The sequence below is a fragment of the Micromonospora sp. NPDC048999 genome (assembly GCF_040649295.1).
Lineage (GTDB): Bacteria > Actinomycetota > Actinomycetes > Mycobacteriales > Micromonosporaceae > Micromonospora.
Genome location: NZ_JBEZFI010000002.1, coordinates 296,929 through 322,339 on the forward strand (window position 1 = coordinate 296,929; position 25,411 = coordinate 322,339).

30 protein-coding genes and 2 tRNA genes are annotated in these 25,411 nt (G+C 72.6%); 19 read left to right on the forward strand and 13 right to left on the reverse strand.

Going from position 1 to position 25,411, the window contains the following annotated elements; translation table 11 throughout:
- Positions 1 to 2 precede the first annotated feature (2 nt).
- From AB0C02_RS05800 to AB0C02_RS05825, 6 genes are all read left to right on the forward strand, one after another.
- Positions 3 to 76 (forward strand) — tRNA-Met (locus AB0C02_RS05800).
- 122 nt (positions 77 to 198) lie between these two features.
- Positions 199 to 272: transfer RNA gene (locus AB0C02_RS05805), tRNA-Met, on the forward strand.
- A gap of 106 nt (positions 273 to 378) precedes the next feature.
- Positions 379 to 978, forward strand: a complete 600-nt coding sequence (locus tag AB0C02_RS05810; RefSeq protein WP_357541562.1) for a helix-turn-helix domain-containing protein — start codon at positions 379 to 381, stop codon at positions 976 to 978.
- The gene (locus AB0C02_RS05815) at positions 975 to 2,282 is read left to right on the forward strand and encodes an MFS transporter (RefSeq protein ID WP_357541564.1); all 1,308 of its coding nucleotides are present in this window, start codon (positions 975 to 977) and stop codon (positions 2,280 to 2,282) included. Before AB0C02_RS05810 ends, AB0C02_RS05815 begins: the two co-directional genes overlap by 4 nt.
- Positions 2,283 to 2,339: 57 nt before the next feature.
- The gene (locus tag AB0C02_RS05820; RefSeq protein ID WP_357541566.1) at positions 2,340 to 2,597 is read left to right on the forward strand and encodes a hypothetical protein; all 258 of its coding nucleotides are present in this window, start codon (positions 2,340 to 2,342) and stop codon (positions 2,595 to 2,597) included.
- Between the two features lie 86 nt (positions 2,598 to 2,683).
- The gene (locus AB0C02_RS05825) at positions 2,684 to 3,517 is read left to right on the forward strand and encodes a phosphoribosylaminoimidazolesuccinocarboxamide synthase (protein ID WP_357541568.1); all 834 of its coding nucleotides are present in this window, start codon (positions 2,684 to 2,686) and stop codon (positions 3,515 to 3,517) included.
- 6 nt (positions 3,518 to 3,523) lie between these two features.
- Here the strand turns inward: AB0C02_RS05825 and AB0C02_RS05830 are convergent, their stop codons facing one another.
- The gene (locus tag AB0C02_RS05830; protein WP_357541570.1) at positions 3,524 to 4,420 is read right to left on the reverse strand and encodes a hypothetical protein; all 897 of its coding nucleotides are present in this window, start codon (positions 4,418 to 4,420) and stop codon (positions 3,524 to 3,526) included.
- Positions 4,421 to 4,431: 11 nt separating this feature from the next.
- Positions 4,432 to 4,725, reverse strand: a complete 294-nt coding sequence (locus tag AB0C02_RS05835) for a hypothetical protein (RefSeq protein WP_357541572.1) — start codon at positions 4,723 to 4,725, stop codon at positions 4,432 to 4,434.
- A gap of 101 nt (positions 4,726 to 4,826) precedes the next feature.
- On the opposite strand from AB0C02_RS05835, the gene AB0C02_RS05840 reads away from it, so the two are divergent.
- Positions 4,827 to 5,282, forward strand: a complete 456-nt coding sequence (locus AB0C02_RS05840) for a hypothetical protein (RefSeq protein ID WP_357541574.1) — start codon at positions 4,827 to 4,829, stop codon at positions 5,280 to 5,282.
- Between the two features lie 41 nt (positions 5,283 to 5,323).
- Here AB0C02_RS05840 and AB0C02_RS05845 read toward each other — a convergent pair whose 3' ends face one another.
- The 3 genes from AB0C02_RS05845 to glpK all read right to left on the reverse strand — a co-directional run bounded on the left by AB0C02_RS05845 (position 5,324) and on the right by glpK (position 7,805).
- A complete protein-coding gene (locus AB0C02_RS05845) occupies positions 5,324 to 5,776 on the reverse strand; it encodes a YbaB/EbfC family nucleoid-associated protein (protein ID WP_357541576.1) in 453 nt (150 codons plus the stop codon).
- 79 nt (positions 5,777 to 5,855) lie between these two features.
- Positions 5,856 to 6,263: a DUF3592 domain-containing protein gene (locus tag AB0C02_RS05850; protein WP_357541578.1), complete on the reverse strand. Its 408-nt coding sequence runs from the start codon at positions 6,261 to 6,263 to the stop codon at positions 5,856 to 5,858.
- A gap of 57 nt (positions 6,264 to 6,320) precedes the next feature.
- On the reverse strand, positions 6,321 to 7,805 hold the full coding sequence (gene glpK / locus AB0C02_RS05855) for a glycerol kinase GlpK (protein ID WP_357541580.1): 1,485 nt from the start codon (positions 7,803 to 7,805) through the stop codon (positions 6,321 to 6,323).
- A 64-nt stretch (positions 7,806 to 7,869) separates the two neighbouring features.
- Here glpK and AB0C02_RS05860 point away from each other — a divergent pair, with 64 nt between their 5' ends.
- Entirely contained in the window at positions 7,870 to 8,808 is a 939-nt protein-coding gene (locus AB0C02_RS05860; RefSeq protein ID WP_357541582.1) for a ribose-phosphate pyrophosphokinase, read from the forward strand.
- An 11-nt stretch (positions 8,809 to 8,819) separates the two neighbouring features.
- Here AB0C02_RS05860 and AB0C02_RS05865 read toward each other — a convergent pair whose 3' ends face one another.
- Positions 8,820 to 9,254 carry an ATP-binding protein gene (locus AB0C02_RS05865; RefSeq protein ID WP_357541584.1) on the reverse strand — a complete coding sequence of 145 codons (435 nt, stop codon included), beginning with the start codon at positions 9,252 to 9,254 and terminating at the stop codon, positions 8,820 to 8,822.
- A 115-nt stretch (positions 9,255 to 9,369) separates the two neighbouring features.
- Between AB0C02_RS05865 and AB0C02_RS05870 the strand changes: the two genes are divergently transcribed.
- The gene (locus tag AB0C02_RS05870; protein WP_357541586.1) at positions 9,370 to 10,494 is read left to right on the forward strand and encodes a DUF5931 domain-containing protein; all 1,125 of its coding nucleotides are present in this window, start codon (positions 9,370 to 9,372) and stop codon (positions 10,492 to 10,494) included.
- Positions 10,491 to 11,141: a response regulator transcription factor gene (locus AB0C02_RS05875; protein WP_357541588.1), complete on the forward strand. Its 651-nt coding sequence runs from the start codon at positions 10,491 to 10,493 to the stop codon at positions 11,139 to 11,141. Before AB0C02_RS05870 ends, AB0C02_RS05875 begins: the two co-directional genes overlap by 4 nt.
- A gap of 4 nt (positions 11,142 to 11,145) precedes the next feature.
- Here AB0C02_RS05875 and AB0C02_RS05880 read toward each other — a convergent pair whose 3' ends face one another.
- Positions 11,146 to 11,721, reverse strand: a complete 576-nt coding sequence (locus AB0C02_RS05880; RefSeq protein ID WP_357541590.1) for a DUF5709 domain-containing protein — start codon at positions 11,719 to 11,721, stop codon at positions 11,146 to 11,148.
- A 129-nt stretch (positions 11,722 to 11,850) separates the two neighbouring features.
- Positions 11,851 to 12,846 carry an SDR family oxidoreductase gene (locus tag AB0C02_RS05885; protein ID WP_357541592.1) on the reverse strand — a complete coding sequence of 332 codons (996 nt, stop codon included), beginning with the start codon at positions 12,844 to 12,846 and terminating at the stop codon, positions 11,851 to 11,853.
- A gap of 140 nt (positions 12,847 to 12,986) precedes the next feature.
- Between AB0C02_RS05885 and AB0C02_RS05890 the strand changes: the two genes are divergently transcribed.
- Positions 12,987 to 14,183 carry a glycosyltransferase gene (locus AB0C02_RS05890; protein WP_357541594.1) on the forward strand — a complete coding sequence of 399 codons (1,197 nt, stop codon included), beginning with the start codon at positions 12,987 to 12,989 and terminating at the stop codon, positions 14,181 to 14,183.
- Positions 14,184 to 14,185: 2 nt separating this feature from the next.
- On the opposite strand, the gene AB0C02_RS05895 is transcribed toward AB0C02_RS05890, so the two are convergent.
- From AB0C02_RS05895 to aroA, 4 genes are all read right to left on the reverse strand, one after another.
- Positions 14,186 to 15,052, reverse strand: a complete 867-nt coding sequence (locus AB0C02_RS05895) for a hypothetical protein (protein ID WP_357541816.1) — start codon at positions 15,050 to 15,052, stop codon at positions 14,186 to 14,188.
- A gap of 61 nt (positions 15,053 to 15,113) precedes the next feature.
- Positions 15,114 to 15,932: a histidinol-phosphatase gene (hisN, locus tag AB0C02_RS05900; RefSeq protein ID WP_357541596.1), complete on the reverse strand. Its 819-nt coding sequence runs from the start codon at positions 15,930 to 15,932 to the stop codon at positions 15,114 to 15,116.
- Between the two features lie 28 nt (positions 15,933 to 15,960).
- Positions 15,961 to 17,076 carry a ribosome small subunit-dependent GTPase A gene (gene rsgA, locus AB0C02_RS05905; protein ID WP_357541598.1) on the reverse strand — a complete coding sequence of 372 codons (1,116 nt, stop codon included), beginning with the start codon at positions 17,074 to 17,076 and terminating at the stop codon, positions 15,961 to 15,963.
- Positions 17,046 to 18,347: a 3-phosphoshikimate 1-carboxyvinyltransferase gene (aroA, locus tag AB0C02_RS05910; RefSeq protein ID WP_357541600.1), complete on the reverse strand. Its 1,302-nt coding sequence runs from the start codon at positions 18,345 to 18,347 to the stop codon at positions 17,046 to 17,048. The genes rsgA and aroA overlap by 31 nt, the downstream gene beginning before the upstream one ends.
- A gap of 102 nt (positions 18,348 to 18,449) precedes the next feature.
- On the opposite strand from aroA, the gene AB0C02_RS05915 reads away from it, so the two are divergent.
- From AB0C02_RS05915 to AB0C02_RS05945, 7 genes are all read left to right on the forward strand, one after another.
- A complete protein-coding gene (locus tag AB0C02_RS05915) occupies positions 18,450 to 19,160 on the forward strand; it encodes an SOS response-associated peptidase (RefSeq protein WP_357541602.1) in 711 nt (236 codons plus the stop codon).
- 211 nt (positions 19,161 to 19,371) lie between these two features.
- Positions 19,372 to 19,764 (forward strand): WhiB family transcriptional regulator, encoded by a 393-nt coding sequence (locus AB0C02_RS05920; protein ID WP_357541604.1) that lies wholly within the window; start codon positions 19,372 to 19,374, stop codon positions 19,762 to 19,764.
- 142 nt (positions 19,765 to 19,906) lie between these two features.
- A complete protein-coding gene (locus AB0C02_RS05925; RefSeq protein ID WP_357541606.1) occupies positions 19,907 to 20,524 on the forward strand; it encodes an alpha/beta family hydrolase in 618 nt (205 codons plus the stop codon).
- Between the two features lie 233 nt (positions 20,525 to 20,757).
- Complete coding sequence (locus AB0C02_RS05930) at positions 20,758 to 21,558, forward strand: sigma-70 family RNA polymerase sigma factor (protein WP_357541608.1); 801 nt, start codon at positions 20,758 to 20,760, stop codon at positions 21,556 to 21,558.
- Positions 21,559 to 21,560: 2 nt separating this feature from the next.
- Positions 21,561 to 21,848: a mycothiol system anti-sigma-R factor gene (gene rsrA / locus AB0C02_RS05935; RefSeq protein ID WP_357541610.1), complete on the forward strand. Its 288-nt coding sequence runs from the start codon at positions 21,561 to 21,563 to the stop codon at positions 21,846 to 21,848.
- A gap of 408 nt (positions 21,849 to 22,256) precedes the next feature.
- Positions 22,257 to 22,478, forward strand: coding sequence for a biotin/lipoyl-binding carrier protein (locus AB0C02_RS05940; protein ID WP_357541818.1), 222 nt, complete (start codon positions 22,257 to 22,259; stop codon positions 22,476 to 22,478).
- The gene (locus AB0C02_RS05945) at positions 22,475 to 22,987 is read left to right on the forward strand and encodes a GNAT family N-acetyltransferase (protein ID WP_357541612.1); all 513 of its coding nucleotides are present in this window, start codon (positions 22,475 to 22,477) and stop codon (positions 22,985 to 22,987) included. Before AB0C02_RS05940 ends, AB0C02_RS05945 begins: the two co-directional genes overlap by 4 nt.
- A 102-nt stretch (positions 22,988 to 23,089) precedes the next feature.
- On the opposite strand, the gene AB0C02_RS05950 is transcribed toward AB0C02_RS05945, so the two are convergent.
- Positions 23,090 to 23,665 (reverse strand): helix-turn-helix domain-containing protein, encoded by a 576-nt coding sequence (locus AB0C02_RS05950; RefSeq protein ID WP_357541820.1) that lies wholly within the window; start codon positions 23,663 to 23,665, stop codon positions 23,090 to 23,092.
- A gap of 108 nt (positions 23,666 to 23,773) precedes the next feature.
- Between AB0C02_RS05950 and AB0C02_RS05955 the strand changes: the two genes are divergently transcribed.
- Positions 23,774 to 25,366: an MDR family MFS transporter gene (locus tag AB0C02_RS05955; protein ID WP_357541614.1), complete on the forward strand. Its 1,593-nt coding sequence runs from the start codon at positions 23,774 to 23,776 to the stop codon at positions 25,364 to 25,366.
- The last annotated feature ends 45 nt before the right edge of the window (positions 25,367 to 25,411 follow it).

Below are 25,411 nucleotides of genomic sequence, written 5' to 3' on the forward strand. Positions count from 1 at the left end.
GACGCGGGGTGGAGCAGCTCGGTAGCTCGCTGGGCTCATAACCCAGAGGTCGCAGGTTCAAATCCTGTCCCCGCTACTCATGACGAAGGGTCCCGGAGATTTCTCCGGGGCCCTTCGCCGTTGTGCGCCACGCGCCGCAGCGAAAGGCCGGACCCGGCTGATCTCCACGGCGTGGATGCGATAAGCTGTACAAGCCGACGCGGGGTGGAGCAGCTCGGTAGCTCGCTGGGCTCATAACCCAGAGGTCGCAGGTTCAAATCCTGTCCCCGCTACTCATGACGAAGGGCCCCGGAGATTTCTCCGGGGCCCTTCGCCGTTTCCTGAGAACTGTTCGCGAGGGGGCTTGCCGGGCAATTTCCGAGAGAATACTCTCGAAACATGTCTCTCAGAAGTCCGGCCGAGCAGGGCAACCCGTACGGCGATCTGGAGTTGACCGACCCGAAGGCGATGCGGGCGCTGTCCCACCCGGTCCGGCTCGCCATCCTGTCGCGGCTCCAGCGGCACGGTGCGGCGACCGCCACCGAACTCTCCGAGCACGTCGGCGCGACGCCCTCGGTGACCAGCTGGCACCTGCGTCACCTGGCGGGGTTCGGGCTGGTCCAGGACAGCGGTACCGGCGGGGACGCGCGGAAGCGGTACTGGGAGGCGAGCACCCGAGGGTTCCGCTTCCAGTTCCCCGACGACGAGGAGGGGCGGGCTGCCAGCCAGGTGCTGAGCCGGGCGTTGTTCGCGCAGTACGCCGACGCTCCGCAGCGGTGGATGGCCGAGATCGAGCCGCGGCTCGCGCCGGAGTGGCGGCGGGAGGCGGGCGTGTCGAACACCGGCGTACGGCTGACCGTGGCCGAGTTGGCGGCCGTCAACGCCGCGATCGAGCAGGTGCTCGCGCCGTACGTCACCCGGGACGCGGCCGATCAGCCGCCGGACGGCCGGCACGTGCGCTTCATGCGTTACGTTATGCCCGAGGCGGAGGAGCGGTGACCGGCCCGGCCGCGCCGCGCCGATCGCTGCTCCGCGAGCCCGACTTCCGGTCGTTCTTCGTCGCGCACACCGTCTCGCAGTTCGGCGATCGGATCTCCGAGCTGGCCTTCCCGCTCCTCGCGGTGCTCGTGCTCGACGCCACCGCCGCCCAGGTGTCGGTGCTGACCGCCCTGGTGTGGCTGCCGAACCTCGCCGCGATCTTCCTCGGCGCCTGGGTGGACCGGCAGCCGAACAAGAAGCGGCTCCTGGTGGCGGCGGACCTGATCCGGGCCGCGCTGCTGGTGACGGTGCCGGTGGCGTTCGCGTTCGACGCCGGCACGCTGGCCCAGCTCTACGCCGTGGCGTTCCTGACCGGCGCCGCGGCGGTGCTGTTCAACACCACGTATCCGGCCTTCTTCGTGCTGCTCGTGGACCGGTCCCGCTACCTCGACGCCAACGGCGCCATCAGCGCCAGCCGGTCGGTCTCGTACATCGCCGGACCGGCCCTGGGCGGCGCGCTGGTCCAGGCGTTGACCGCGCCCGTGACGATCCTCGTCGACGCGGCGTCGTTCGTGGTCTCCGCACTGAGCATCGGCCGGGTCCGGCGGGACCGGCCGGCGCGGACGGTGGAGCCCGACGACCCACGGTCGGTGACGTTGTGGCGGCAGGCGCGGGACGGGTTGCGGTTCACGCTGCGGCACCCCGTGCTCCGCGCGAGCCTCGGCTGCACCACCACGGTCAACTTCTTCAGCTTCGTGTTCAACGCGCTGCTCGTGCTCTTCGCCAGCCGTACGCTCGGCCTGTCCGCCGGGCTGCTCGGCCTCGCGCTCGGCGCGGGCGCGGTCGGCAGCCTGCTGGGTGCGGTGGCCGCCCCCCGACTCTCCGGTGCCATCGGTGCGGGCCGCAGCATCATGCTCGGCGCCGTCGTGTTCCCGGCGTCGATCCTCCTGGTCGCCGTCGCCGGCGGGCCGCTCTGGGCGAAGGTGCTGCTGGTTGGCGGGGCGGAGTTCCTCTCCGGGATCGGCGTGATGCTGTTCGACGTCAACCTCAACGCGCTCAACGCCGCCGTCATCCCCGACGGCCTGCGCAGCCGGGTGGCCGGGGCGTACTCCGCGGTCAACTACGGGATCCGGCCGCTGGGCGCGCTGACCGGCGGCGTGCTCGGCAGTTGGCTCGGCCTCCGACCCACGCTGTGGATCGCGGCGATCGGCGGCACGCTGTGCGTACTGTGGCTGCTGCCCTCGCCGATCCCCGGGGTGCGTTCGCTGGATCACCTCGACGGGCTCGACAGCGACCGGGGCGATCTCACCATCGCCGGCCGGTGATGTGCGCCCCGCACCGCCCGGGGGCTCGGGCTTGCGCGGCTTGGGGAGGATGACGGCATGTCTGCTTGGCACAGGTGGTGGGGCCGGCTCGGTGCGGTCCTCGGTACGGTCGTGCTCTCGGCGTTCGTCCCGGTCGCGGCGTGGGCGTCCACGGCTCGCGGCGAGCTGGCGGTGGAGGCGGTCCGACGGCGGCCCCGAGGCGGCTTCGGCTTCCTCGGGACGTGCTGCTGCCTGGTGGTGGTCGGGGCGATCGTGCTGCTGGTGCTGCTGCTGATCCGGCTGACGCGGAAGCGGCAGGGCGGCCCGCCACGCTGACGGACCGGCCCGACCGCCGGCCGTGCCGATGGGACGGCCGGTGGCCGCACCAGGCGACCGTCCGGCCCCGTGGTGTACTAGGCACCGTGGAACTTCTGCACTCGGGAAAGGTTCGGGACGTCTACGCCGACGGCGACGACCTGATCCTGGTCGCCTCCGACCGCATCTCCATCTACGACGTGGCGCTGCCGACGCCGATCCCGGACAAGGGCCGCCTGCTCACCGCCCTGTCGCTGTGGTGGTTCGAGCAACTCGCCGACCTGGTGCCGAACCACGTGATCTCCGCCACCGACGTGCCCGAGGAGTTCGCCGGCCGGGCGATCCGCTGCCAGCGGCTGGAGATGGTCCCGGTCGAGTGCGTGGCCCGGGGCTACCTCACCGGCGGTGGGTTCGAGGAATACCGCCGTACCGGCACGGTCTCCGGCGTCGAGCTGCCCCGAGGCCTGGTGGAGGCGTCGATCCTGCCCGAGCCGATCTTCACCCCGTCGACCAAGGCCCCGAAGGGCGAGCACGACGAGCCGATCACCTACGCGCAGGTGGTCGACAAGCTCGGCGGGGAGACCGCCGAGCGGCTGCGGCAGATCACCATCGACGTCTACCGGCGCGGCGCGGAGATCGCCGCCGAGCGGGGCATCCTGATCGCCGACACCAAGATCGAGCTGGGCTGGACGCCGGACGGCAGCCTTATCCTCGCCGACGAACTACTCACCTCTGACTCGTCCCGGTTCTGGCCGGCCGAGTCGTACCAGCCGGGTCGGGCCCAGTTCTCCTACGACAAGCAGTACGTCCGGGACTGGGCCACCGACAGCGGCTGGGACCGGCAGTCGCCGGCGCCCGAGGTGCCCGCCGAGGTGGTCGAGGTGACCCGGGCGCGCTACGTCGACGTCTACGAGAAGCTCACCGGCAACCGCTGGGACTGACGGAGGTCAGTGGTTCCAGGCGTCCTCGCCGAAGAGCCCCTTCCAGAGGTTGTCCACCGCGCCGCCCGTACCGAAGGTCGGGTCCCCATCCTTGTCCGTACCGCTCGGGGCGTACTGGGTCATGCCGCCGTAGATCAGGGATCCCGGCCCGAAGGGCGAGCCGGCGACGTGCTTACCGCCGTTGTAGATGCCGTGGCCGGCGAAGTCCCGCTCCGCCTTGGAGAGGAACCCGGCGGCCACGTTGTCCAGCCCGTCGAAAGTGGCCTTCACGAGGTCCTTCAGCACGTCGGTGTTTCCGCTGCCCAGCTGCACCCCGACGTCGAAGGAGAGCGCGCCCCCGATGGCTGCCGCGCCCATGACGCCGAGAGAGTCGGCCGCCGCCACGATGGTTTCCAGCTCGACCAGCGCCGAGGTGGCGAACGAGGTGGCGGTCGCCTCGGCGGAGGCCGCCGCCGGCGCGCCGATCCCGGTGGCCGCCGACGCCGCGATGAAGGTGGCGAAGGCGAGCAGGATCGTGGAGACCACCGTGTACACCATGACCAGGATGAACAGCACCAGGCCGACGGCGATCAGGACCACGGACACCGTCACGGCGACGACCTGGCTGCCGACCACCTGCACGTCGTACGCCTGCACGTGGCCGCCGAAGGCGTCCCGGTCCGCGCCGCTCCACTGGGCCGCCGTCACCGTCGAGACCGCGTTGTCCAGGCCCTGTCGGGCACTGTCGAGCTGGTCGGAGAGAGCACTCCATTCCTTGGCGACCTCGAACAGCTGTTCCGGGTCGCACTGGTTGAAGTAGACGAGCTGGGCGATCGGCCAGGCCGCCGGAATGACCGCTGCGGCGATCGAGATCTCCAACATGGCCGCCTTGGCGGCCGCGGCCGAACTGCTTATCTGGGCCATACCGTCCTCACTCAGCGGGCCGTGATGGTGCTGGCCTGCTCCGCCGCTTCCCAGTTCTCAGCAGTGCGGTTGAGCCGGGAACGGATCTCGGTCAGGTGGGCGCGCTTGGTGCGCAGCTCCTCCTCCAGGAACTCCACCGCGCCGACGTACGCGACCGCGAGCGACGGCACCACCGTGGTGAAGTTGCTGTGTTCGATTTCCCGGGTGCCCTCCAGTAGTTTGGAAGCCCCTTCCAGCCCGGGTCCGGCCTGCTCTTCGATCGCCTCGCCCAAGGCGCGAATCGCCACCACGTCAACCTCGATCATCAGCCCTCCCGAGTGGCCCGCCGTTAGGGTGCGGTCGGCCGGGCCCGAGCCTAGCAAGATCGGAAATCGAGCGCTGTCCTGCCGCTGGTAGCCTCCGGAGCATGGCATCCCACCCCCCGGCGCCGGTCCCTGGTGGATACACCGAGCGGATGGCCGGCCGGCCTCGCTGGCAGCGGCTGCTCCTTCCGCTCCTGCTGCTCGGCGCCGTCCTGGTGATGCCCGTGGGGCTCGCTCGGCAGGCGATCAGGGCGGAACGGGTGACCATCCAGGTCGAGCACTGTGACCTGAGTGGACCGAAGGCCACCCAGGCCTGCCGGGGCACGTGGCGGTTGACCGACGGCCACACCGTGTCCGGGCCGATCGACAGCGTGCACTTGCGACCCGGCACCGAGGTCCCGGGCTGGGGCAACGGCGACCGGGCCACCACCGACCTGTTCACCTGGTTGGTCGCGCCGATCCTGATCGGCGCGGCGCTCCTGGTCGGGCTGGGGGCCTTCGTCGTGGTCTGGCTGCGGCTGACTCTGCGGGCGCGCCGGGCGGGCGCGGCACCCCGCTGACCCGGCCAGCCGGGGGCCGACGTCACCGCCCCGAAACGGCGTCAGATCTTCAACTGGCGGCGCAGCCGCTCCAGCATCTCGGTGCTCTGCCGCAGCGGGCCGCTGACCATCTCGTTGAGCTGCGCCAGCTTGGCCTGTGCCGCGGCCGGGTCGCCGATCAGGGACTGCGGCCCGGCCTGGTCGCCCGCTTCGCGTACCGCCTCGCTGGTCTGCCGCTGCAGATCCGCTCGGGCCGACCGGAGCAGCTCCTGCAGCTCCTCGGCCAGCTCGGCCGCGGAGCGGCGCATCGCCCGGGGGTCGAGGCGCAGCTCGTGGGCCGGGTCGTCGGCGGTGCAGACCACCTCGATCTGCCCGTCCTCGCTGGCGGCCCGGCCGGTCAACCCGGCCAGCCGGCCCCGCAGCTCCTCGCCCCGCGCCATCTGCTCACGCATCCGGGCAGCGATCAGCGCCATCGGGTCGTTGTTGTCCGCCGGCTCCCCCGTGGTAGCGGTCATCTGTGCGTCACCTCGCGTCGTTGGGCCATTCGCGTCGTGCAGACGGTAACCGGAGTCCCCGCCCCGCGCACCCGCGGGTTCAGAGCGCGTGGAAGACGTACGCCCCACTGATCATCACGACCGTGCCCACCATCAGCAGCACGGCCAACGGAACGACCATGGGCTCGTAGCCGGTGCCTCCACTGGGGGCGACCAGGATCCGCGCCGGGCGCGCAGGATCGTAGACCACGGTGACCAGGCTGGCGGGCGCGGTGAAGAAGGTCTGGTGCCACCGGCCCGGCGACGAGGTCATCGGCACCCCGTCGGCCGTGCAGTAGCGCACCACAGGCGTGTAGCTCGCGCTGCTCCTGCTCTGGTGGACCAACAGGTCCACCACCTCGCCGGGCACCCGGTGGCCCTCGCGCAGCAGGCGTCGGTCGCGCAGGAACCGAACGGTCGCGGAGACGATCAGGGCCAGCGCGAGGCCCAACAGGACGAGTAACACCATCAAGGGCAGGGGCAAGCTGCCTTTCCGTTCGCGCGTGCGGGGTGTTTCGCGTGCGGGTCACTCCACCCAGTCGAGGGTGCGCTGCACGGCCTTGCGCCACTGGCGCAGCTCCCGGTCGCGCAGCGTGGGATCCATCTCCGGGGTCCACTGCGCGTCGGCGCGCCAGTGCTCACGCAGGGTGGCCAGGTCCGGCCAGAAGCCGACCGCCAGCCCGGCCGCGTACGCGGCGCCGAGGCAGGTGGTCTCGGTGATCCGGGGCCGGACCACCGGCACGTCGACCACGTCGGCGAGGAACTGCATCAGCAGCTCGTTGCCGGTCATCCCGCCATCCACCCGCAGCCGGCGCAGCGCCACGTCGGAGTCCGCGTTCATCGCGTCGACCACCTCGCGGGTCTGCCAGGCGGACGCCTCCAGCACCGCCCGGGCCAGGTGCCCCTTGGTGATGTAGCCGGTCAGCCCGGCGATCACGCCGCGGGCGTCGCTGCGCCAGTGCGGTGCGAAGAGCCCGGAGAAGGCCGGCACCACGTAGCAGCCGCCGTTGTCGTCCACCGTGCGGGCCAGCTCCTCGACCTGCGGGGCGGTGGAGATCAGACCGAGGTTGTCGCGCAGCCACTGCACCAGCGCGCCGGTGACCGCGATCGCGCCCTCCAGGGCGTAGACGGCCGGCTGGCCGGCGATCCGGTACGCCACGGTGGTGAGCAGGCCGTGGCGGGAGACGACCGGACCGGTGCCGGTGTTGAGCAGCAGGAAGCTGCCGGTGCCGTAGGTGCACTTGGCCTCGCCGGGCTGGAAGCAGGTCTGTCCGAAGAGGGCGGCCTGCTGGTCGCCGAGCGCGCTCGCCACCGGCACCCCGGCGAGCACCCCGCCGGCGGTGCCGTAGACCTCCGCCGAGCCGCAGATTTCGGGCAGCATGGCGGCCGGCACCCGTAGCGCGTCGAGTAGTTCCGGGTCCCAGGCCAGGGTTTCCAGGTTCATCAGCATGGTCCGGCTGGCGTTGGTCACGTCGGTGACGTGCCGGCCGGTCAGCTTCCAGATCAGCCAGCTGTCGACCGTGCCGAAGAGGACCTCGCCCCGCTCGGCGCGCTCGCGCAGCCCGTCGACGTGGTCGAGCAGCCAGCGCAGCTTCGGCCCGGCGAAGTAGGTGGCCAGGGTCAGGCCGGTGCGGGCCCGCAGCCGTTCCTCGTCGTACGCCTCGGCCAGCTCGCGCAGCAGCGGGCCGGTGCGGGTGTCCTGCCAGACGATGGCGTTGGCGACGGGGCGGCCGGTGGCCCGGTCCCAGACCACGGTCGTCTCGCGCTGGTTGGTGATGCCGACGGCGGTCAGCCCGCTCGGGCCGATGCCGGCGGCGGCCAGGGCCTCCCGCACCACCTGCTGGACGTTCGCCCAGATCTCCTCGGCGTCGTGCTCGACCCAGCCGGGCTGCGGAAAGAGCTGCCGGTGTTCGCGCTGGGCGACGGAGACGACCTCCCCGGCCCGGTCGAAGACGATGCACCGCGACGAGGTGGTGCCCTGATCGATGGCGGCGACGAACTCTCCGGTCACGGCAGCACCGTACCCGCCGGGACCGTCCGCTGCCTGCCATGCCGGGCCCGTACGATCGGCAAACGTGCGTGACATTGCCGTGTTCAGCGGAACCGCTCATCCGGACCTCGCCGCCGAGATCTGCGCCCACCTCGACGTTCCGCTGCACCCGGTACGGGTGTCCCGGTTCGCCAACGACTGCCTGGAGGTGCAGTTGCAGGCGAACTGCCGGGAACGCGATGTCTTCCTCATCCAGCCGCTGGTGCCGCCGGTGCAGGAGAATCTGGTCGAGCTGCTGCTCATGATCGACGCGGCCCGGGGCGCGTCGGCCGGACGGATCACTGTGGTGCTGCCGCACTACGCGTACGCCCGTTCGGACAAGAAGGACGCGCCGCGCATCTCCATCGGTGGCCGGCTGGTGGCCGACCTGCTCACGTCGGCCGGGGCCCATCGGGTGCTGGCGATGACCCTGCACTCGCCGCAGGTGCACGGCTTCTTCAGCGTCCCCGTGGACCATCTGCACGCGCTGCGTGAGCTGGCCGGTCACTTCCAGGGGTACGACCTGAGCAACACGGTGGTGGTCTCGCCGGATCTCGGCAACGCCAAGGAGGCCGCCGCGTTCGCCCGGATGCTCGGCACGCCGGTCGCGGCCGGCGCGAAGCAGCGGTTCAGCGACGATCGCGTCAAGATCAGCACGGTGATCGGCGACGTGGCGGATCGGGACGTCATCGTCCTCGACGACGAGATCGCCAAGGGCAGCACGGTGATCGAGCTGATGGCCCACCTGCGCGAGTTGAAGGTCCGGTCGATCCGGCTGGCCTGCACCCACGGCCTGTTCTCCAGCGGCGCGCTGGAGCGGCTGGGCGAGCAGGAGGGGGTGCTGGAGATCGTCTGCACCAACACGGTGCCGATCCCGGCCGAGAAGCGGGCGCCGAAGCTGGCGGTGCTGTCCGTGGCGCCGGCCCTGGCCGAGGCGATGCGGCGGATCCACAACGGCGAGTCGGTGAGCGCCCTCTTCGGCTGACCGGCCCCTCCTTACTCGAGGGTGGCGGTGATCCGTACGGTCGTGCCCGTCTCGCCGGTGGCGACCACCATGGTGTCGCTCAGTTCCCGGGCGAGCCACAGGCCCCAGCCGCCGGCGGTGTCCGGGGCGGGCCGGCTGCGGTCGCTGAGCCGGCGGACGCTGATCCCCTGGCCGTGGTCGGCGACCTCGCAGACGAGTTCCCCGGCCTGGCGCCACACCCGTAGCCAGCCCTGGCCGCCGCCGTGCCGGACGGCGTTGGTGATCAGCTCGTTGACCGCCAGCACGAAGTCGTCCAGCCGCTGGCCGTGCAGCCCGGCGGCGTGCGCGCAGGAGGTGACCGCATGCCGCAGCTCGGTCACCTGGGCCCGGTCGAAGGCCTCGGCGATGAGGTGGGAAGGTTCGATGGGCACAACCGTACGGGGTGCGGGGGATTCTGCGTTCGTCATGGCCCCGTCCCGGCGGTGGGTCTCGGCGATTTTCGCGGCATTCTCACCTTACGTCGGGGTTTCTCGGGCCGCACCCACCGGCCTGTCTGTCACTGGCTGTGGCATGGTGTCGCGCATGTTGTCGTCTCCGGGTGGCCTGGAGGGGCCGCTCTGGCGGTCGATCGCGGTGTTCCGGTTCGCCTCGCTGGCGTACGTCGGGGTGCTGGTGCTCCGCGACGCCCACCGGTACGCGCACCCGCTCGCCGCCGGCGGCGTACTCCTGGTGATGCTGGCCTGGACCGGGGTGACCGCGGCCGGCTACGCCCGCCCGGCCAGGCGGCACTGGCCGTTGCTCCTGGCCGACCTCGGTGTGGTCATGGCGATCATGTTGGCCACCCCGTGGGTGGTTGGCCGCGCGGCGCTCGCCGCCGGCCTGCCCACGCTGACCGTCGCCTGGCTGGCCGGCCCGGTGCTGGCCTGGGCGGTCGCCGGTGGTCGGCGGTGGGGCGCGGTCGCCGCGCTGGTGCTCAGCGGGGTCGACCTGGCCACCCGGGAGCGGATCGGCCAGTCCTCGGTCACCGGGGTGATCCTGCTGCTGCTCGCCGGGGTGGTGGTCGGGCACGTCGCCCGGCTCGCGGTCACCGCCGAGCAGCGGCTGCAACGGGCGGTGGAGCTGGAAGCGGCCACCCGGGAACGGGAGCGGCTGGCCCGGGACATCCACGACTCGGTGCTCCAGGTGCTGGCGATGGTGCAGCGGCGCGGCGCGTACCTGGACGGCGAGGCGGGGGAGCTGGCCCGGCTGGCCGGCGAGCAGGAGGCGGCCCTGCGCGCCCTGATCGGCCGTGCCGGCGCCGTGCCGGGTGGGGAGGGGACCGAACGGGACCTGCGCGACCTGCTCGACAGGTATTCCTCGGCGACGGTCGAGGTCGCCGCGCCGGCCACCCCGGTGCGGTTGCCCGCGGAAGTGGCCGGCGAGCTGGCCGCCGCCGTCGGAGCGGCGTTGGACAACGTGGCCCGGCACGCCGGTGGGCGGGCCTGGGTGCTGATCGAGGACGAGGGGGAGACGGTGACCGTCTCGGTACGCGACGAGGGGCCGGGAATCCCGGAGGGGCGGCTGGCCGAGGCCGCGGCGCAGGGCCGGCTCGGGGTGGCGCAGTCGATCCGCGGCAGGGTCGCCGAGCTGGGCGGCGAGGTGCGGATCGTCTCCGCCACCGGCGCGGGCACGGAGATCGAGTTGAGCGTGCCGAGGAGCGGCCGATGAGCACCGGCGTGCGGGTGATGGTGGTCGACGACCACCCGATGTGGCGGGAGGGGGTGGCCCGCGACCTCACCGAGGCCGGGCACCTGGTGGTGGCGACCAGCGGGGAGGGGCGGCAGGCGGTCCGGGTGGCCGCGGCGGCCCGCCCGGACGTGGTCGTGCTCGACCTGCAACTGCCGGACGTCTCCGGTGTCGAGGTGATCCGCGGGCTGCGCGCCGTGCTGCCCGAGGTGCGGGTGCTGATGCTGTCGGCCAGCGGCGAGCCGCAGAGCGTGCTGGACGCGGTGAAGGCCGGCGCCACCGGTTACCTGGTCAAGTCGGCCGCGCCGGCCGAGTTCCTGGACGCGGTGCGCCGCACCGCTGCCGGCGAGCCGGTCTTCACGCCCGGGCTGGCCGGGCTGGTGCTGGGGGAGTACCGGCGGTTGGCCGCCGCACCGGCCAACACCCACGACGCGGCGCCCCAGCTCACCGAGCGGGAGACCGAGGTGCTGCGTCTGGTGGCCAAGGGTCTGTCCTACAAGCAGATCGCCGAGCGGCTCGGGCTCTCCCATCGGACGGTGCAGAACCATGTGCAGAACACGCTCGGCAAGCTCCAGCTCCACAACCGGGTCGAGCTGACCCGGTACGCCATCGAGCAGGGCCTGGACTGATTGGTCAGGGGGTCGCCTCGGGCGGCCGGGTCTCGTGGACGGCCAGTTCCTCGGCGGTCGCCCCGCCGCCGGCCGAGCCGGCGTCGTACCCGATGTTGTCGACCTCCTGGTCGGTGTGCGCGCCCTCGTCCGGCTCGACCAGCCGGCCCACCTGGTGGTCCGCGACGGCGCCGAGCTGGCCGTGGTCGTAGAGGGAGACCGCCGAGTGCGGATCGGAGGTCGGGCCCGGGTCGATCACGTCCGCGTCGAACTGGGCCTGCGCGGCGGCCTCCTCGCTGTCCGCCTCAGCGGCGATGTCCGGGTCGACCGGGCCGGCGAGCGGGTCGTCGACGGGCCGTTCGTACGTCTCCCGGTGGAGCTTGTAGTCCAGCGACTCGCCGTCGAGCTGCTCCTCGGCGGTGGTCCCGAACCGGTCCACCGCCACCGGGTCGCGGTCGGCGGGGAGCTGGGCCGGCTCGGGGCCGTCCGCCTCGCGTCCGGTCAGCACGTCGTCCTTGGCCGTGGAGTCGTCGTCGGCGGTGTCGGGCAGGCCCTCCGCCTCCGGGTCGGACACGGGGGTGGGGTAGTCGTCGTCGCGCATGACCGGTCACTACCCGCCGAGTTGCCCGCGTTAACCGGGTTCGGCGGAATGGATCGGGAGGAACGGGCGAAAACCGCCTGAAGCATGTGTCGCCCCGCAGCCGGTTCAGCCACGGCGGGCTCGCGCGGTTCACCGGTGCCCGGTCCGCGCTCGCCGACTGATCGCGGCCACGGTGCCGACGGCGGTGCCCGCCGCCAACCCGAACGCCGTCATCCGTACCAGTTGCCGGCGGCGGCCGTGCCAGCCGCCGGTCGGCTCGGCCGCCGCGTCCGGGGCGAACACGTTGCCGGCGGCGCCCAGCCGTCTCCCGGGGCCGAACTGGGTGCGGGCGGTGTACCAGCCGAGGACCCGCTCGACCAACGCCGGGGCCAGCCGCCACTGGAGCCCGACCAGCCGGGCCGCGCCGCCCGCGTACGCCTCCCGCCGGGGCCGGCGCAGCAGCCGGACGATCGTCTCGGCCACCACCTCCGGCGGATAGACCGGCGGGGGCGGGGTGAGTTCCCGGCGGCTGTGGTTGGCGGCGTGCCGGAAGAACGGGGTGTCGACGGTCGCCGGCAGCACGGTACAGAGGGAGATGTGGTTGCGACCGGTCACCCGCAACTCCTGCCGGACCGTGTCGGCCAGCCCCCGGATGCCGTGCTTGGTCGCGTTGTAGGCCGACTGGTAGGGCATGGCCACCTCGGCCAGCACCGAGGCGTTGTTGACCAGCACCCCGCCGCCGGCGGCGTCGAGCCAGCGCAGCGCCGCCTTGGTCCCGTAGGCCGTGCCGAGCAGGTTCACCGCCACCACCCGGCGGAACTCGGTCACCGGGATCTCGTCGAAGAGACCCACCGCGGTCACCGCGGCGTTGTTGATCCAGGCGTCGATTCGGCCGAACTCCGCCACCGCCTGTGCCGCGAGCCGCCGCACCGCCTCCGGGTCCGTCACATCGGTGGGTACGACCAGCGCCCGGCCGCCCAGCTTTCGGCAGTGTTCGGCGACCCGGTGCAGCGCCTCCTCGGTGCGGGCCGCCAGCACCACGTCGGCACCCCGGCGGGCCAGCGCGTACGCGGTCGCCGCCCCGATGCCGCTGGAGGCGCCGGTGATCACGACCGTGGCGTCGTCGAGGCTGCGGGTGAGAGGCATTTCTCGCCGGTACCCCTGGCCTGGGCCCGTCATGCGGCCGTGGCCTCCCGGATCTGCCAGGTTTCGGCGCAGCGGGGCCGGGTTAATGGGACCCTCTGACCGGAGGACCAACGCTGGATTGAACCGCGTGGAGGTGCACCATGCGCGTCGGCCTTGTGTGCGCGCACGCCGGCCCGTCCGTCGAAGGTTCCACCGTCGGTACTTACCAGCACGTCGCGCGGGTAGCGGCCGAACTGGCCGGGCGGGGTCACGACGTCCGGGTCCACGAGCGGCGCGACGAGCCCGGCCAGCCGGAGTCGATCGAGCTGGACGGGTATCGGTTGGAGCGGGTGCCGGTCGGCCCGCCGATCCCGCTGGGCACCGCCGAGCTGGTGCCGCACGTGGCCGAGTTCGGCCGTTGGCTGGCGCAGCGATGGTCCGGCGACTGGACGCCGGAGGTGGTGCACGGGCACTACTGGGTCGGTGGCCTGGCCGCCGCCCACGCCGTACGCGAGACCGACATCCCGGTCGTGCAGACCTTCCACTCGCTCGGCATCGAGCAGCTGCGCCATCTCGGTCAACGCTACGACGGGCCGGGGGAGCGGATCCCGCTGGAGCGGGCGCTGACCCGGGCGGTGGACATCGCGGTCGCGCAGTGCAACGACGAGGTCGACGAGCTGACCCGGATGGGGCTCCAGCGCACCGCGGTCGCGATGGTGCCGACCGGGGTGGACACCGCGCGTTTCCACCCGGACGGCGAGGCGGCGCCCCGGGACCAGCGGCCCCGCATCCTCTCCGTCGGAGGGCTCTCGCCCGGGCACGGCCAGGAGGACGTGATCCGGGCGATGCGGCTGGTCGGCGACGCCGAGCTGGTGATCGCCGGCGGTCCGCCCGCTGCACAGCTCGCCGAGCACGACGAGGCGCGCCGGCTGCGCGAGCTGGCCGACCGGACCGGGCTGGCCGACCAGGTGAAGCTTGTCGGCGCGGTCCCGCACGATCAGATGGCGACCTGGTACCGCTCCGCCGACGTGGTCGCCTGCACGCCGCACTACTCCTCCGCCGGCCGGGTGTCGCTGGAGGCGATGGCCTGCGGGGTGCCGGTGGTCGGCTACGCGATGGGTGGCCTCGCCGACGCGGTGGTCGACGAGGTCACCGGAAAGCTCGTCCCGCCCGGAGACGTCCGGGCCCTCGGGGTGACCCTGCGTCGACTGCTGGCCGACAACGCTGGGCGGTTCGCGTACGGGCACGCCGCGGTGGACCGGGTGCGGTGCAGCTACACCTGGGAACGGACGGCCGGCGCTCTGGAACGGCTCTATGAGCGGGTGGTCAGCCGGCGCCGGCCGGTCGAGGCGGCCTGAGGTCAGCGGCGGGGCCGGGCGGCCGTGCCGGCGGCGATCATCGGGTGTTTCCGGTCGCGGGCGGTCGTGTGCTGGTGCTGCGGCGCGGCGTACCGGGTCAGGCCGACCACCGAGACCAGCGTGGCCAGGAAACCGACGCCGGCCAGCCACTCCCGTCCGGGCCAGATCCGGTCGTTGAGCAGCAGCAGGCCGATGATCGCCGCGGGGACCGCCCCGGCGGCGTCCATCGCGGCCACCGCCGCCGTGGTGGAGCCGCGCTGCATGGCCAGGCCGAGCAGCAGCTGCCCGACCACCGAGTGGGCGATCAGCAGATAGAGCAGCGGGTCGCGGACGAACGCCTCCGCCGAGTCGGCCGAGGCGAGCGGGCGGGCAGCCACCGCCGCAGCGGAGAACGCCATCCCGGCCAGCGAGCCGAGCGCCACCGACCCGGGGGCGCCGCGCAGCCGGGCGCTGAAGAAGCCGAGCACGGCGATCACGACGAGCGCCGCCGCCAGGCCGGCCAGCCCCGCGGCGCCGAGCTGCCGGGACGGCGCGGGCTCGGCGGCGAGCACCAGCGCGGTGATCCCGGCGAAGAGCAGCACGAGCAGGAGGATCTCGGCGACCGGGAGCCGCCACTTGAGCACCAGCACGCCGAGCAGGGCGGTCACCCCGAGCCCGGCCGCCACGCTGGCCTGGACCAGGAACAGTGGCAGGTCGCGACGGGCCAGGAAGGCCAGTACGAAGCCGGTCATCTGGCAGATAAGCCCGACCAGATAGGTCCGGTGGCTGGCCAGCCGCAACAGCAGCCCCGGGTCGAAGGTGTGGTGCACGGTCGTGCGCGCCGCGGCCACCGACTGGAGCAGGTTGGCGAAGCCGTACGCGACGATCATCGCCGCCAGGAAACACCAACCGTAGGACGCCACCTGGCGAGGATAGAGGACCGCTGCCGGGTCAGCGCGCGGCTGGTGGGCCGAGCCGGGCCAGGACGTCATCGTGCAGCGGGCCGTTGGTGGCGATCGCGCTGATCTCGTTCGAGCTGGTCCCGGCCGGGGCGGGCCGGCCGGCCAGATCGGTGAAGGTGCCGCCCGCCTCGGTGACGATCGGGACCAGGGCGGCGATGTCCCAGAGCGACAGCTCCGGCTCCACCATCACGTCCAGCGCCCCCTCGGCCAGCAGCATGTAGCCGTAGAAGTCGCCGTACGCCCGGCTGCGCCAGGTGTCGCGCATGATCTGGAGCACGGCGTCCAGCCGGCCCGCCTCCTCCCAACCGGTCAGCGAGGAGTAGCAGAAGCTCGCGTCGGCCAGGTCCGTGACGCCGGAGACCCGGATCGGCGTGCCGGCGGTCAGGTCGGGGCCGGCGTACGCGCCCGCGCCCTGGGCGGCCCACCAGCGCCGGCCGAGCGCCGGCGCGGAGACCAGGCCGAGCACCGGACGGTCGGCCTCCAGCAGGGCGATCAGCGTGCCCCACACCGGTACGCCCCGGACGAAGTTCTTCGTGCCGTCGATCGGGTCGATCACCCAGCGCCGCCCGTCGGGGCCGGTGGCGGGCTGCTCGCCGTACTCCTCGCCGAGCAGGCCGTCGCCAGGTCGGTGCTCGGCCAGCAGCGCACGGATCGCCCGCTCGACGGCGGTGTCCGCGTCGGAGACCGGGGTCAGGTCCGGCTTGGCCTCGACCCGCAGGTCGAGGGCGCGGAACCGGGCCGTGGAGATGGCGTCGGCGGCGTCGGCGAGCAGGTGGGCGAGGGCGAGATCGTCGGCGTACCCGGTCATGCCGGACACGGTAGCCGTTTTCTTGAAATCAGGAACCGGCGAGCGGGTCGCCGGGGTTACGTTCTGGTTCGCGCGGGTCGCCCTCGCCGGACCGGGAGGCCAGCAGCCGGCGGTACGACGCGAGCCGGCGCGGGTCGGCCTTGCCGGCGGCCACCCAGGCGTCCAGCGCGCAGCTCGCCTCGTCGGCGGTGTGCTGGCAGTTCGCCGGGCAGTCGACCGTGGCCTCCACCAGGTCGGGGAAGCCGTGCAGCAGGCTCTCCGCCGAGACGTGCGCCAGCCCGAAGCTGCGCACCCCGGGGGTGTCGATGATCCAGCCTCCGGCGGCATCGGGCAGCCGCAGCGCCACCGCACTGGTCGAGGTGTGCCGGCCCCGGCCGATCGCGCTGACCGCGCCCACCGCCCGGTCGGCCTCCGGCACGAGGCGGTTGACCAGCGTCGACTTGCCCACCCCCGAGTGCCCGACCAGCACCGACACCCGCCCGGCGAGCAGCGCGCGCAGCGCGCCCAGCTCCGCGCCCGGCCGGATCAGCACGTACGGCAGCTCCAGCTCGGTGTAGTAGTCGAGGACCGCCTCCGGGCCGGCCAGGTCGGCCTTGGTGAGGCAGAGTAGCGGCTCGATGTCGGCGTCGAACGCGGCGACCAGGCAACGGTCGATGAACCCGGTGCGTGGTGGTGGATCGGCCAGCGCGCTGACGATCACCAATTGGTCGGCGTTGGCGACGACAACGCGTTCCAGCCGCCCCTCGGCGGTGGTCGCGTCGTCCTCGGCGGTACGCCGCAGCACGGAGGTGCGCTCGGCGATCCGGACGATCCGGGCCAGCGCGCCCGGCGCGCCTGACGTGTCGCCGACCAGCCCGACCCGGTCACCCACCACCACCGACTTACGGCCCAGCTCACGGGCGCGCATCGCGGTGACGGTCGGGGCGTCCGGCCCGGCGTCGGGCAGCACGCAGGTGTAGCGCCCCCGGTCGACGGCGACGACGAACCCGTCGACCGCGTCCTCGTGCCGGGGCCGGGTGCGCGTACGCGGGCGCGAGGACTTCCCGGGTCGGACCCGGACGTCGTCCTCGTCGTACTCCCGTCGCCTGGTTGCCAGGACGTCCCTCCGTCGCGTCAGCTCTTGCCGGTCACCATGCCCGACCATAGTGCCGGGAACTCCGGCATGGTCTTCGAGGTGCACGTCACGTCGTCCACCTCGATGCCGGGGACGGCCAGCCCGGCCACCGCCGCGGCGTGCGCCATCCGGTGGTCGGCGTACGTCCGGAAGGTCCCGCCGCGCAGCGGGCGGGGATGGATCTCCAGCCCGTCGGCGGACTCGGTGATGTCCGCGCCCAGCGCGGTGAACTCCCTGGCCAGCGCGGCGAGCCGGTCGGTCTCGTGCCCGCGGATGTGCCCGATCCCGGTCAGCCGGGACGGCGAGTCGGCGAGCATCGCCAGCGCGGTCAGCGCCGGGGTCAGCTCGCTGACGTCGGAGAGGTCGGCGGTCAGGCCGTGCACGCCGCCGGTGCCCCGGACGGTCAGCCCGGCAGTGGTCAGGGTCACCTCGCCGCCCATCCGGGTCAGCAGGGAACGGAGCTGCTCGACCGGCTGCATGCTGCTGCGCGGCCAGCCCTGCAGGGTCACCTCGCCGCCGGTGACCAGCGCGGCGGCGAAGAACGGCACGGCGCCGGAGAGGTCCGGCTCGATCTCCCAGCCGCGACCGGTCAACGGGCCGGGCTCCACCGCCCAGACGTCGGGGGTGCCGTCGTCGACCGCGGCCCCGGCGGCCCGGAGCATCTGCACGGTCATCCGCAGGTGCGGCGCGGACGGGACCGGCGGCCCCTCGTGCCGGACCACCACCCCCCGGTCGAAGCGGGGCGCGGCCAGCAGCAGCCCGGAGACGAGCTGGCTGGAGGCGGAGGCGTCGATCACCACCTCGCCACCGGCGACCCGGCCGGTGCCGAGGACCGCGAGCGGCAGGCTGCCGGTGGCGGGGGTGTCGATGCGTACGCCGAGGGAGCGCAGCGCCCCGATCAGCGGCCCGAGCGGGCGGACCCGGGCCTGCTGGTCGCCGTCGAAGGTGACCCGGCCCGCGGCGAGCCCGGCCACCGGCGGCAGGAAGCGCATCACCGTGCCGGCCAGGCCGACGTCGACGTGCGCGGGACCGACCAGCCGGTGCGGCCGGACCAGCCAGCGCTCGTCGTCGGAGATCGACACGTGCGCGCCAAGCCCGCGCAGCGCGCCGGCCATCAGCTCGGTGTCCCGGGCGCGCAGCGGCCGGTCGAGCGTCGAGGAACCGCTGGCCAGCGCGCTGAGCACCAGGGCCCGGGCGGTCATCGACTTGGACCCGGGCAGGCGCAGCGTGGCGGCGACCGGGTCGGTGGCGGTCGGTGCGGTCCACGGTTGCGGCGGTCGTGTTGCGGTCAGCTTCCCCACGCCCCCATTCTGCCAACTCGCGGGGCCGACGGAACCGCTCGTCGTGCCTGCTCCCGGCTGGCGGGACAGCCAAAACGTTCCAAGCGCGTTAGCGTGTGTGCCATGTGCGGGAGGTACGCGACGACCCGCAGCGCAGGCGACCTGAGCGCGCTGTTCGAGTCGTACGACGAGACCGGCGGGGCAGTCGGCCCGGATTTCAACGTCGCCCCGACCGACCCCGTGCCGTTGGTCCGGCTGGCCCCGGAGGGGCACCGGGTGCTCTCCGTCGGTCGCTGGGGCCTGGTGCCGCACTGGTCCCGCAGCGCCGCCGGCGCCGCCCGCATGATCAACGCGCGGGCGGAGACCGTCGCCACCAGTCGGGCGTACGCCCGGTCCTTCGTCCGTCGGCGCTGCCTGGTCCCCGCCGACGGCTGGTACGAGTGGGTCCGCGAGCCGGACGGGCGGCGGCAGCCCTACTACATGACGCCGGTGGACGGTTCGGTGCTGGCCTTCGCCGGGATCTGGTCGGTCTGGGAGTCGGCGGGCACCGCCCTGCTCAGCTTCAGCGTGTTGACCACCCCGGCGGTCGGCGAGTTGGCCGAGGTGCACGACCGGATGCCGCTGCTGTTGCCCCGACAGCGGTGGGCGTCCTGGCTCGGCCCGGCCGACGAGCCCGCCGCGCTGCTCGCTCCGCCCGCCGCGGACTGGCTCACCGGGCTGGAGATCCGCCCGGTCTCCCCGGCGGTCGGCGACGTCCGGAACGACGGCCCCGGGCTCACCGTCCGAGTGCCCCTGACCGGAGGGGGGAAGGCTGCGGAATTGACGCTGTTTTGATCATTCTCAGCGCATTGTCGTGTGCTGATTTGCCGAGGTTGCGCCCGAAACGTCGCTCGGCTGATTAGGAATGTTTACGGCAGAGTCTTGTCCCCGTGTCCATGAGTGCGATAGAACACAGCGCCGGCGTTGGGCGTCTGTTCGCACGGGGCGGATGGCACCCATCGATCATCCGTGATCATTTGCCGGTCCCACGGGGGAGGTGGGTGTATTGACACGGGCGCGCATGCCCCGCCCGCACGAGGTGGCCGCCGCACGACGAGACCCGCGACTGCTGCGGGCGTTGCGTGAGCGGCAGCAGGACGAGGCGTGGCGGACCAGAGGAACCTGCCAGAGCGTGGATCCGGAGACGTTCTTTCCGGCACCGAACGAGCCGGCCGACACGGCCGTAGCGCTCTGCCGCAGCTGTGACGTCCAGGGATCCTGCCTGGCCTGGGCGCTGGAGGTGGGCGACTGCCACGGCGTCTGGGGCGGCACCACGCCGCGCGAGCGGCGGGCGATGCTCGTCGCCTGGCGCAGCGAGGTGCAGCCGGATCCGGACGCGGCTGACGAGGCCGGTCCGCCGGTCCGTGGCAGCCTGCTCGCCCTGGTGCCGTCGCGCTGATCCGCACACCGTCGCCCGCGCCCCGCAGTGGCGCGGGCGACGGCCTTTTCCGGGCCGTGGAGTCGCGACTTCCGGGCCGTGGGGTCGCCACGTACGGCGCGGTCGGTACGGCGCGGCGATGCGCCGGACGCAGAATGGGCCGGTGCGGCACAGTGATCAGATCGAGACGCCCCGTGGCCCGGCCCGCGCCGACAGCGACCTGCCGATCGGGCCGATGGACATCCTGCTCGTGCTCGGGCACGGCGCGGGCGGCGACGTGGACGCGCCAGACCTGCTCGCGGTTCGGGACGCGGTGGTCGGCGCCGGGGTGGGCGTGATCCGGGTGACCCAGCCGTACCGGGTCGCCGGTCGGCGCGCGCCTGCTCCCGCCGGGCACCTCGACGAGGCCTGGCGGGCCGTGCTGGCCGCGCTCCGGGAGCGCCACCCGACGGTGTCCCGTTGGGTGGTGGGTGGCCGCTCCAGCGGCGCCCGGGTCGCCTGCCGGACCGCCGGCGTCGTCGGCGCGGCCGGCATCGTCGCGCTCGCCTTCCCGCTGCACCCTCCGGGGCGCCCGGAACGCTCGCGCGCCGACGAACTGGCCACCGGCCTGCCCACCCTGGTGGTCAACGGCGACCGGGACCCGTTCGGCGTGCCGGAGCCGGGCCCGGGCGTCGAGGTGGTGGTCCGCCGCGGTGAGCGGCACGACCTGCGGGTCGACCCGGCGGGCACCGCCGCCGTGGTCCGCGACTGGTTGCGCGCGCGGGGCTGGGCCCCCGCCTGACCAGGGTCGAGCGGGATCTTGCCAGGCGTGACCCCGGACGGCGGCGCGTCGTTGCATCGGATGGTGTCGGAAGCCCGGTTCAGGCCTCCGAGGCCACCTCCCAGGCCCTTCCTGGTCCCAGCACCGGTCGCGGCCGGGGCCGGGGCCAGGAACGGCGGGTGGTGGCGGAATGTGCCGTCGACGGCGGGCGTTACCACCCCCGGGACGACTATTCCAGCCGAGGGGGGTGGCCGGTGCCGATCGAGACACGGAGCCGGGAGCGGGACGAGCGGGACGCGCAGGCGCTGAGGCGACTGCTCGACGCGCCGGAGTGGGCCGCGGCGACGGTGAGTGCCAGCACACCCGCCGGAAGTGAATCTGCGGGCAGGTCAGTACGCGTATCCTCGGCGGGAAAGCATCCGACGCGAGGGGATGTGCGGTTGACCACCGAGAAGACGGACGAGCGCAGGGCCCGCTTCGAGCGGGACGCGATGCCCTTCGTCGATCAGCTCTACGCTGCCGGGCTGCGGATGACGCGGAACCCGGCGGATGCCGAGGACCTGGTCCAGGAGACCTACCTGAAGGCGTACTCCGCCTTCCACCAGTTCGAGCAGGGCACCAACCTGAAGGCCTGGCTCTACCGGATCCTGACCAACACCTACATCAACTCCTACCGGAAGCGGCAGCGCCAGCCCGTGCAGGCGCCCACCGACGAGATCACCGACTGGCAGCTCGCCGAGGCCGAGTCGCACACGTCCAGCGGGCTGCGCTCGGCGGAGACCGAGGCGCTCGACCGGCTGCCGGACAGCGACGTCAAGGAGGCCCTCCAGCAGTTGCCGGAGGAGTTCCGCCTCGCCGTCTACCTGACCGATGTCGAGGGCTTCTCCTACAAGGAGGTCGCCGAGATCATGGGCACGCCGATCGGCACCGTGATGTCCCGGCTGCACCGTGGTCGACGTAATCTGCGCAAGCTGCTCGAGCAGTACGCGGCCGAGCGGGGGTTCACCGCGGCGCCGTCGAAGGGTTCGACCGCCACCGCCAGCCGGGAGGTGTGACCGTGAGCTGTGGGAAGCCGCACGAGACGGATTGCCGTGAGGTGCTCGCGGAGGTCTACCTCTACCTGGACCTGGAGTGCGCCGAGCAGCGGCGTGTCCTGATCCGGCACCACCTGGACGAGTGCGGGCCCTGCCTGCGCGAGTACGGCATCGAGCAGGAGGTGCGGGCGCTGGTCGCCCGTTGCTGCGGCAACGAGACCGCGCCCGAGCAGTTGCGGGTGCGGCTGCGGGCCCGCCTGGCCGCACTGGTGGTCGTCGAGACCACCGAGTCGCGCGAACTCGCCGACTGAGCGCGAGCGCGACGAAACCGAAGACACCGGTGGCCCGGGTCCGAACGGACCCGGGCCACCGCTGTGTCCGGCCACTACGGCCGGTACGTCGCTGATCCGGCGCGTGCCGATGATCAGGAGTTGGGGCGCTTGCCGTGGTTCGCGCCGCTCTTCTTACGGGCCTTCTTCTTACGGGCCTTCTTCGCCATGCTCTGCCTCCTTGTGCTGGTCACGGTGTCCGGCCGCGGCGAGCGCGGCGCAGGTCGCGTACCGGTGCTCCGGGCGCCGGAGACCGACCCGCTGATGTTAGTGCCGTCGAGGTCGCCGGGGATCCGGTGGGGCCGGAACCGGTGCCACCCGCTCGCTGTTCGGGCGTGATCCCGGTCATGATTGGATACCGTTCGCAACGAGCCGGTGGAGAGGGAGGGCCTGGAGATGGCCGAGGAGATCCGCGCCGAGATGGTGGCGAACGTCTGGAAGGTTGTCGCGTCGGCCGGGGACAGCGTGTCCGAAGGGGACACGCTGGTCATTCTGGAGTCGATGAAGATGGAGATTCCGGTCGTCGCCGAGTCCGACGGCGTCGTGCAGCAGATCGCGGTCAACGAGGGCGACGTCGTGCAGGACGGTGACCTGATCGCGGTGATCGGTTGAGCGGCCTCGTCGTCCGCCGGGCGGAGCCGGCCGACCATCCGGCGGTGGCTCGCCTGACGGTCGCCGCGTACGAGGCGGACGGGCAGCTCAAGGGCGAGCACGGCTACGGCGCGGTGCTCGCCGACGTGGCCGGCCGGGCGGAGACCGGCGAGGTGCTGATCGCCGTCGACGAGGCCACCGGTGAGATGCTGGGCGCGGTCACGTTTGTGCTGCCCGGCACCCCGTACGCCGAGTTGTCCGGCCCGGGGGAGGCCGAGTTCCGGATGCTCGCGGTCGATCCGGCCGCGCAGGGGCGCGGCGCGGGCGGGACCCTGGTCCGGGCCTGCGTGGCGCGGGCGACCGAGCTCGGCTGCTCGGCCGTGGTGATCTGCGTACGCGCCGGCATGGCCGCCACGGCGCACCGGCTCTACGCGGGGCTCGGCTTCGTCCGGGTGCCGGAGAAGGACTGGTCGCCGCTGCCCGGCGTGGAGCTGTTGGGCCTGCGGCTGGACCTCACCGACCGTCCCTGACGGCGGCCCACCCAGGCCGCGCTGGCGGGCGGCCCGGACCGCGCCGAGCGCCACTGGCGACGGCGCCGCCCGCCCATGCGGAGCCGCCGGTAGGCGGGTGGCTCAGTCGCCGGTGCCGATCTTCGCCAGCAGCTCGTCGGCCACCTCGAGGGAGATCCTCTTGCGCTCGTCGTCGGTGAGGTTCGGGGTGCGGACCGCGAACCAGCTGCTGTGCACGGCGAAGAGGGTCAGCGCGGCCCGTAGCTGGGCGGCCGGCGAGTCGTCGCCCCGGCACAGCTCGTTGGCGAGGCGCATCATCCGCTCCCGCATCTGCTGGCCGGCGACGAGGCTCTTCAGCACGGTCTGGTTCTGCTCGAAGAAGCGCATCACGGCGGGCCGCTCGCCGGCGAACATCGCGTCCGCGTACCGGGTGATCAGCGCGCGGCGGGTGGCCAGCGTGGCGGGCTGGGACCGGGCCCAGGCGATCAGCTCGTCCATCCGGCGGAGCCGGTCCTCGGCGAAGCTGCTGACGATCTCGTCCTTGCTCTTGAAGTGGTAGTAGAGCGCGGCCTTGGTCACCTCCAGCCGTTCGGCGATCTCCCGGAGCGAGGTCTTCTCGTACCCTTGCTCGGTGAAGAGCTCCAGCGCGACGGCCTGGATGCGTTCCCGCGTGCCGCCTGTGCTCTCCCTCACGTCCACCACCCAATCTGCTTGACGGTTTTCTGACCACCAACTTACCGTGCGGCTAGTAAGCTAACTAGCCGGACGGCAAGTAAGTCGGTCACAGATGTTCGGGGGAGCCTACCCATGAGTCAACCAGCCCAGGTGATCGCGCGACCCAATGTCCGGGTCGTGCTGTTCGGCCTGATGATCGCGATGATGCTCGCGATGCTCGACAACATGATCGTCAGCACCGCGCTGCCGCGGATCGTCCTGGAGTTCGGCCAGGCCGGCCACTTCACCTGGGTGTTCACCGCGTACGTGCTGGGCACGACGGTCTCCACCCCGATCTGGGGCAAGCTCGGCGACCTCTACGGCCGCAAGGCCGTCTTCCTCATCTCGGTGGTCATCTTCCTGATCGGCTCCGCGCTCTGCGGCATGTCCGGCTCCAGCCTCTTCGGCGGCGTCGACAACGGCATGCTCGAGCTGATCGCGTTCCGGGCCGTACAGGGCCTCGGCGCCGGCGGCCTGATGGTCGGCGTGATGGCGATCATCGGTGACCTGGTGCCGCCGCGCGAGCGGGGCCGCTATCAGGGCATGATCGCCGGCATCATGGCCATCGCCATGGTGGCCGGCCCGCTGGTCGGCGGCTTCATCACCGACCACCTCTCCTGGCGCTGGGCGTTCTACGTCAACCTGCCGCTCGGCGGTGCCGCGCTGCTCGTGCTGGCCACCACCATGCGCCTGCCGAAGTACCGCACCGAACACAAGATCGACTGGCTGGGTGCCGCGCTGCTCTCCGTCGGCATCACCGCGATCGTGCTGGTCACCACCTGGGGCGGCAAGGAGTACGACTGGGTCTCGCCGCAGATCCTCGGGCTTTCCGCCCTCGGCGTGGCCGCCCTGGTGGCCTTCGGCTTCGTCGAGCGGCGGGCCGCCGAGCCGATCCTGCCGCTGAAGCTGTTCGCCAACCGGAACTTCGCCCTCATCTCGGTGATCGGCTTCCTGCTCGGCTTCGGGATGTTCGGTGCGATGAGCTTCCTGCCGCTCTACCAGCAGACCGTGCAGGGTGCCTCGGCCACCAACAGCGGCCTGCTGCTGCTCCCGCTGATGTTCGGCATGCTGGTGGTCTCGCTGGTGGTGGGTCGCACCATCACCAAGACCGGCCGCTACCGGATCTTCCCGATCGTCGGTGGCGTGGTGATGACCGTCGGCATGGGCCTGCTGACCCGGCTCGACCTGGGCACCAGCAAGACCGAGTCCTCGCTCTACATGATCGTGCTCGGCGTCGGCATGGGCTTCCTCATGCAGACCTCCATGCTGATCGCGCAGAACAGCGTGGAGCAGAAGGACCTGGGCGCGGCCAGCGGCGCGGCCACCTTCTTCCGCTCGATCGGCGGTTCGTTCGGCGTCTCGCTCGCTGGTGCGATCTTCGCCGCCCGGCTCGCCAGCTCGCCCGCCGGTGCCGCGTTCGGCGGTTCCCGGGGCGGCGAGGGCGGCGCCATGGACCTGGACAAGCTCAAGCAGCTCACCGGGCCGATGCGCGAGGCCGTGCTCGGCACGCTCTCCGACGCCATCTCGCACGTGTTCTTCTGGGCGGTCTTCTTCGTCGTCGCGGTGCCGGTGCTCGCCTGGTTCATCAAGGAGGTCCCGCTCCGTTCGACCAACGACGGCCCACCGGCCGGTGCCTCTCCCGACGACGCGGCCGAGGCCGCCCTCGGCAAGGCCCCCGTCGCCTGATCCACACGCTCCGCGGCCACGCCGACCCTTCAGTGGTACGGCGTG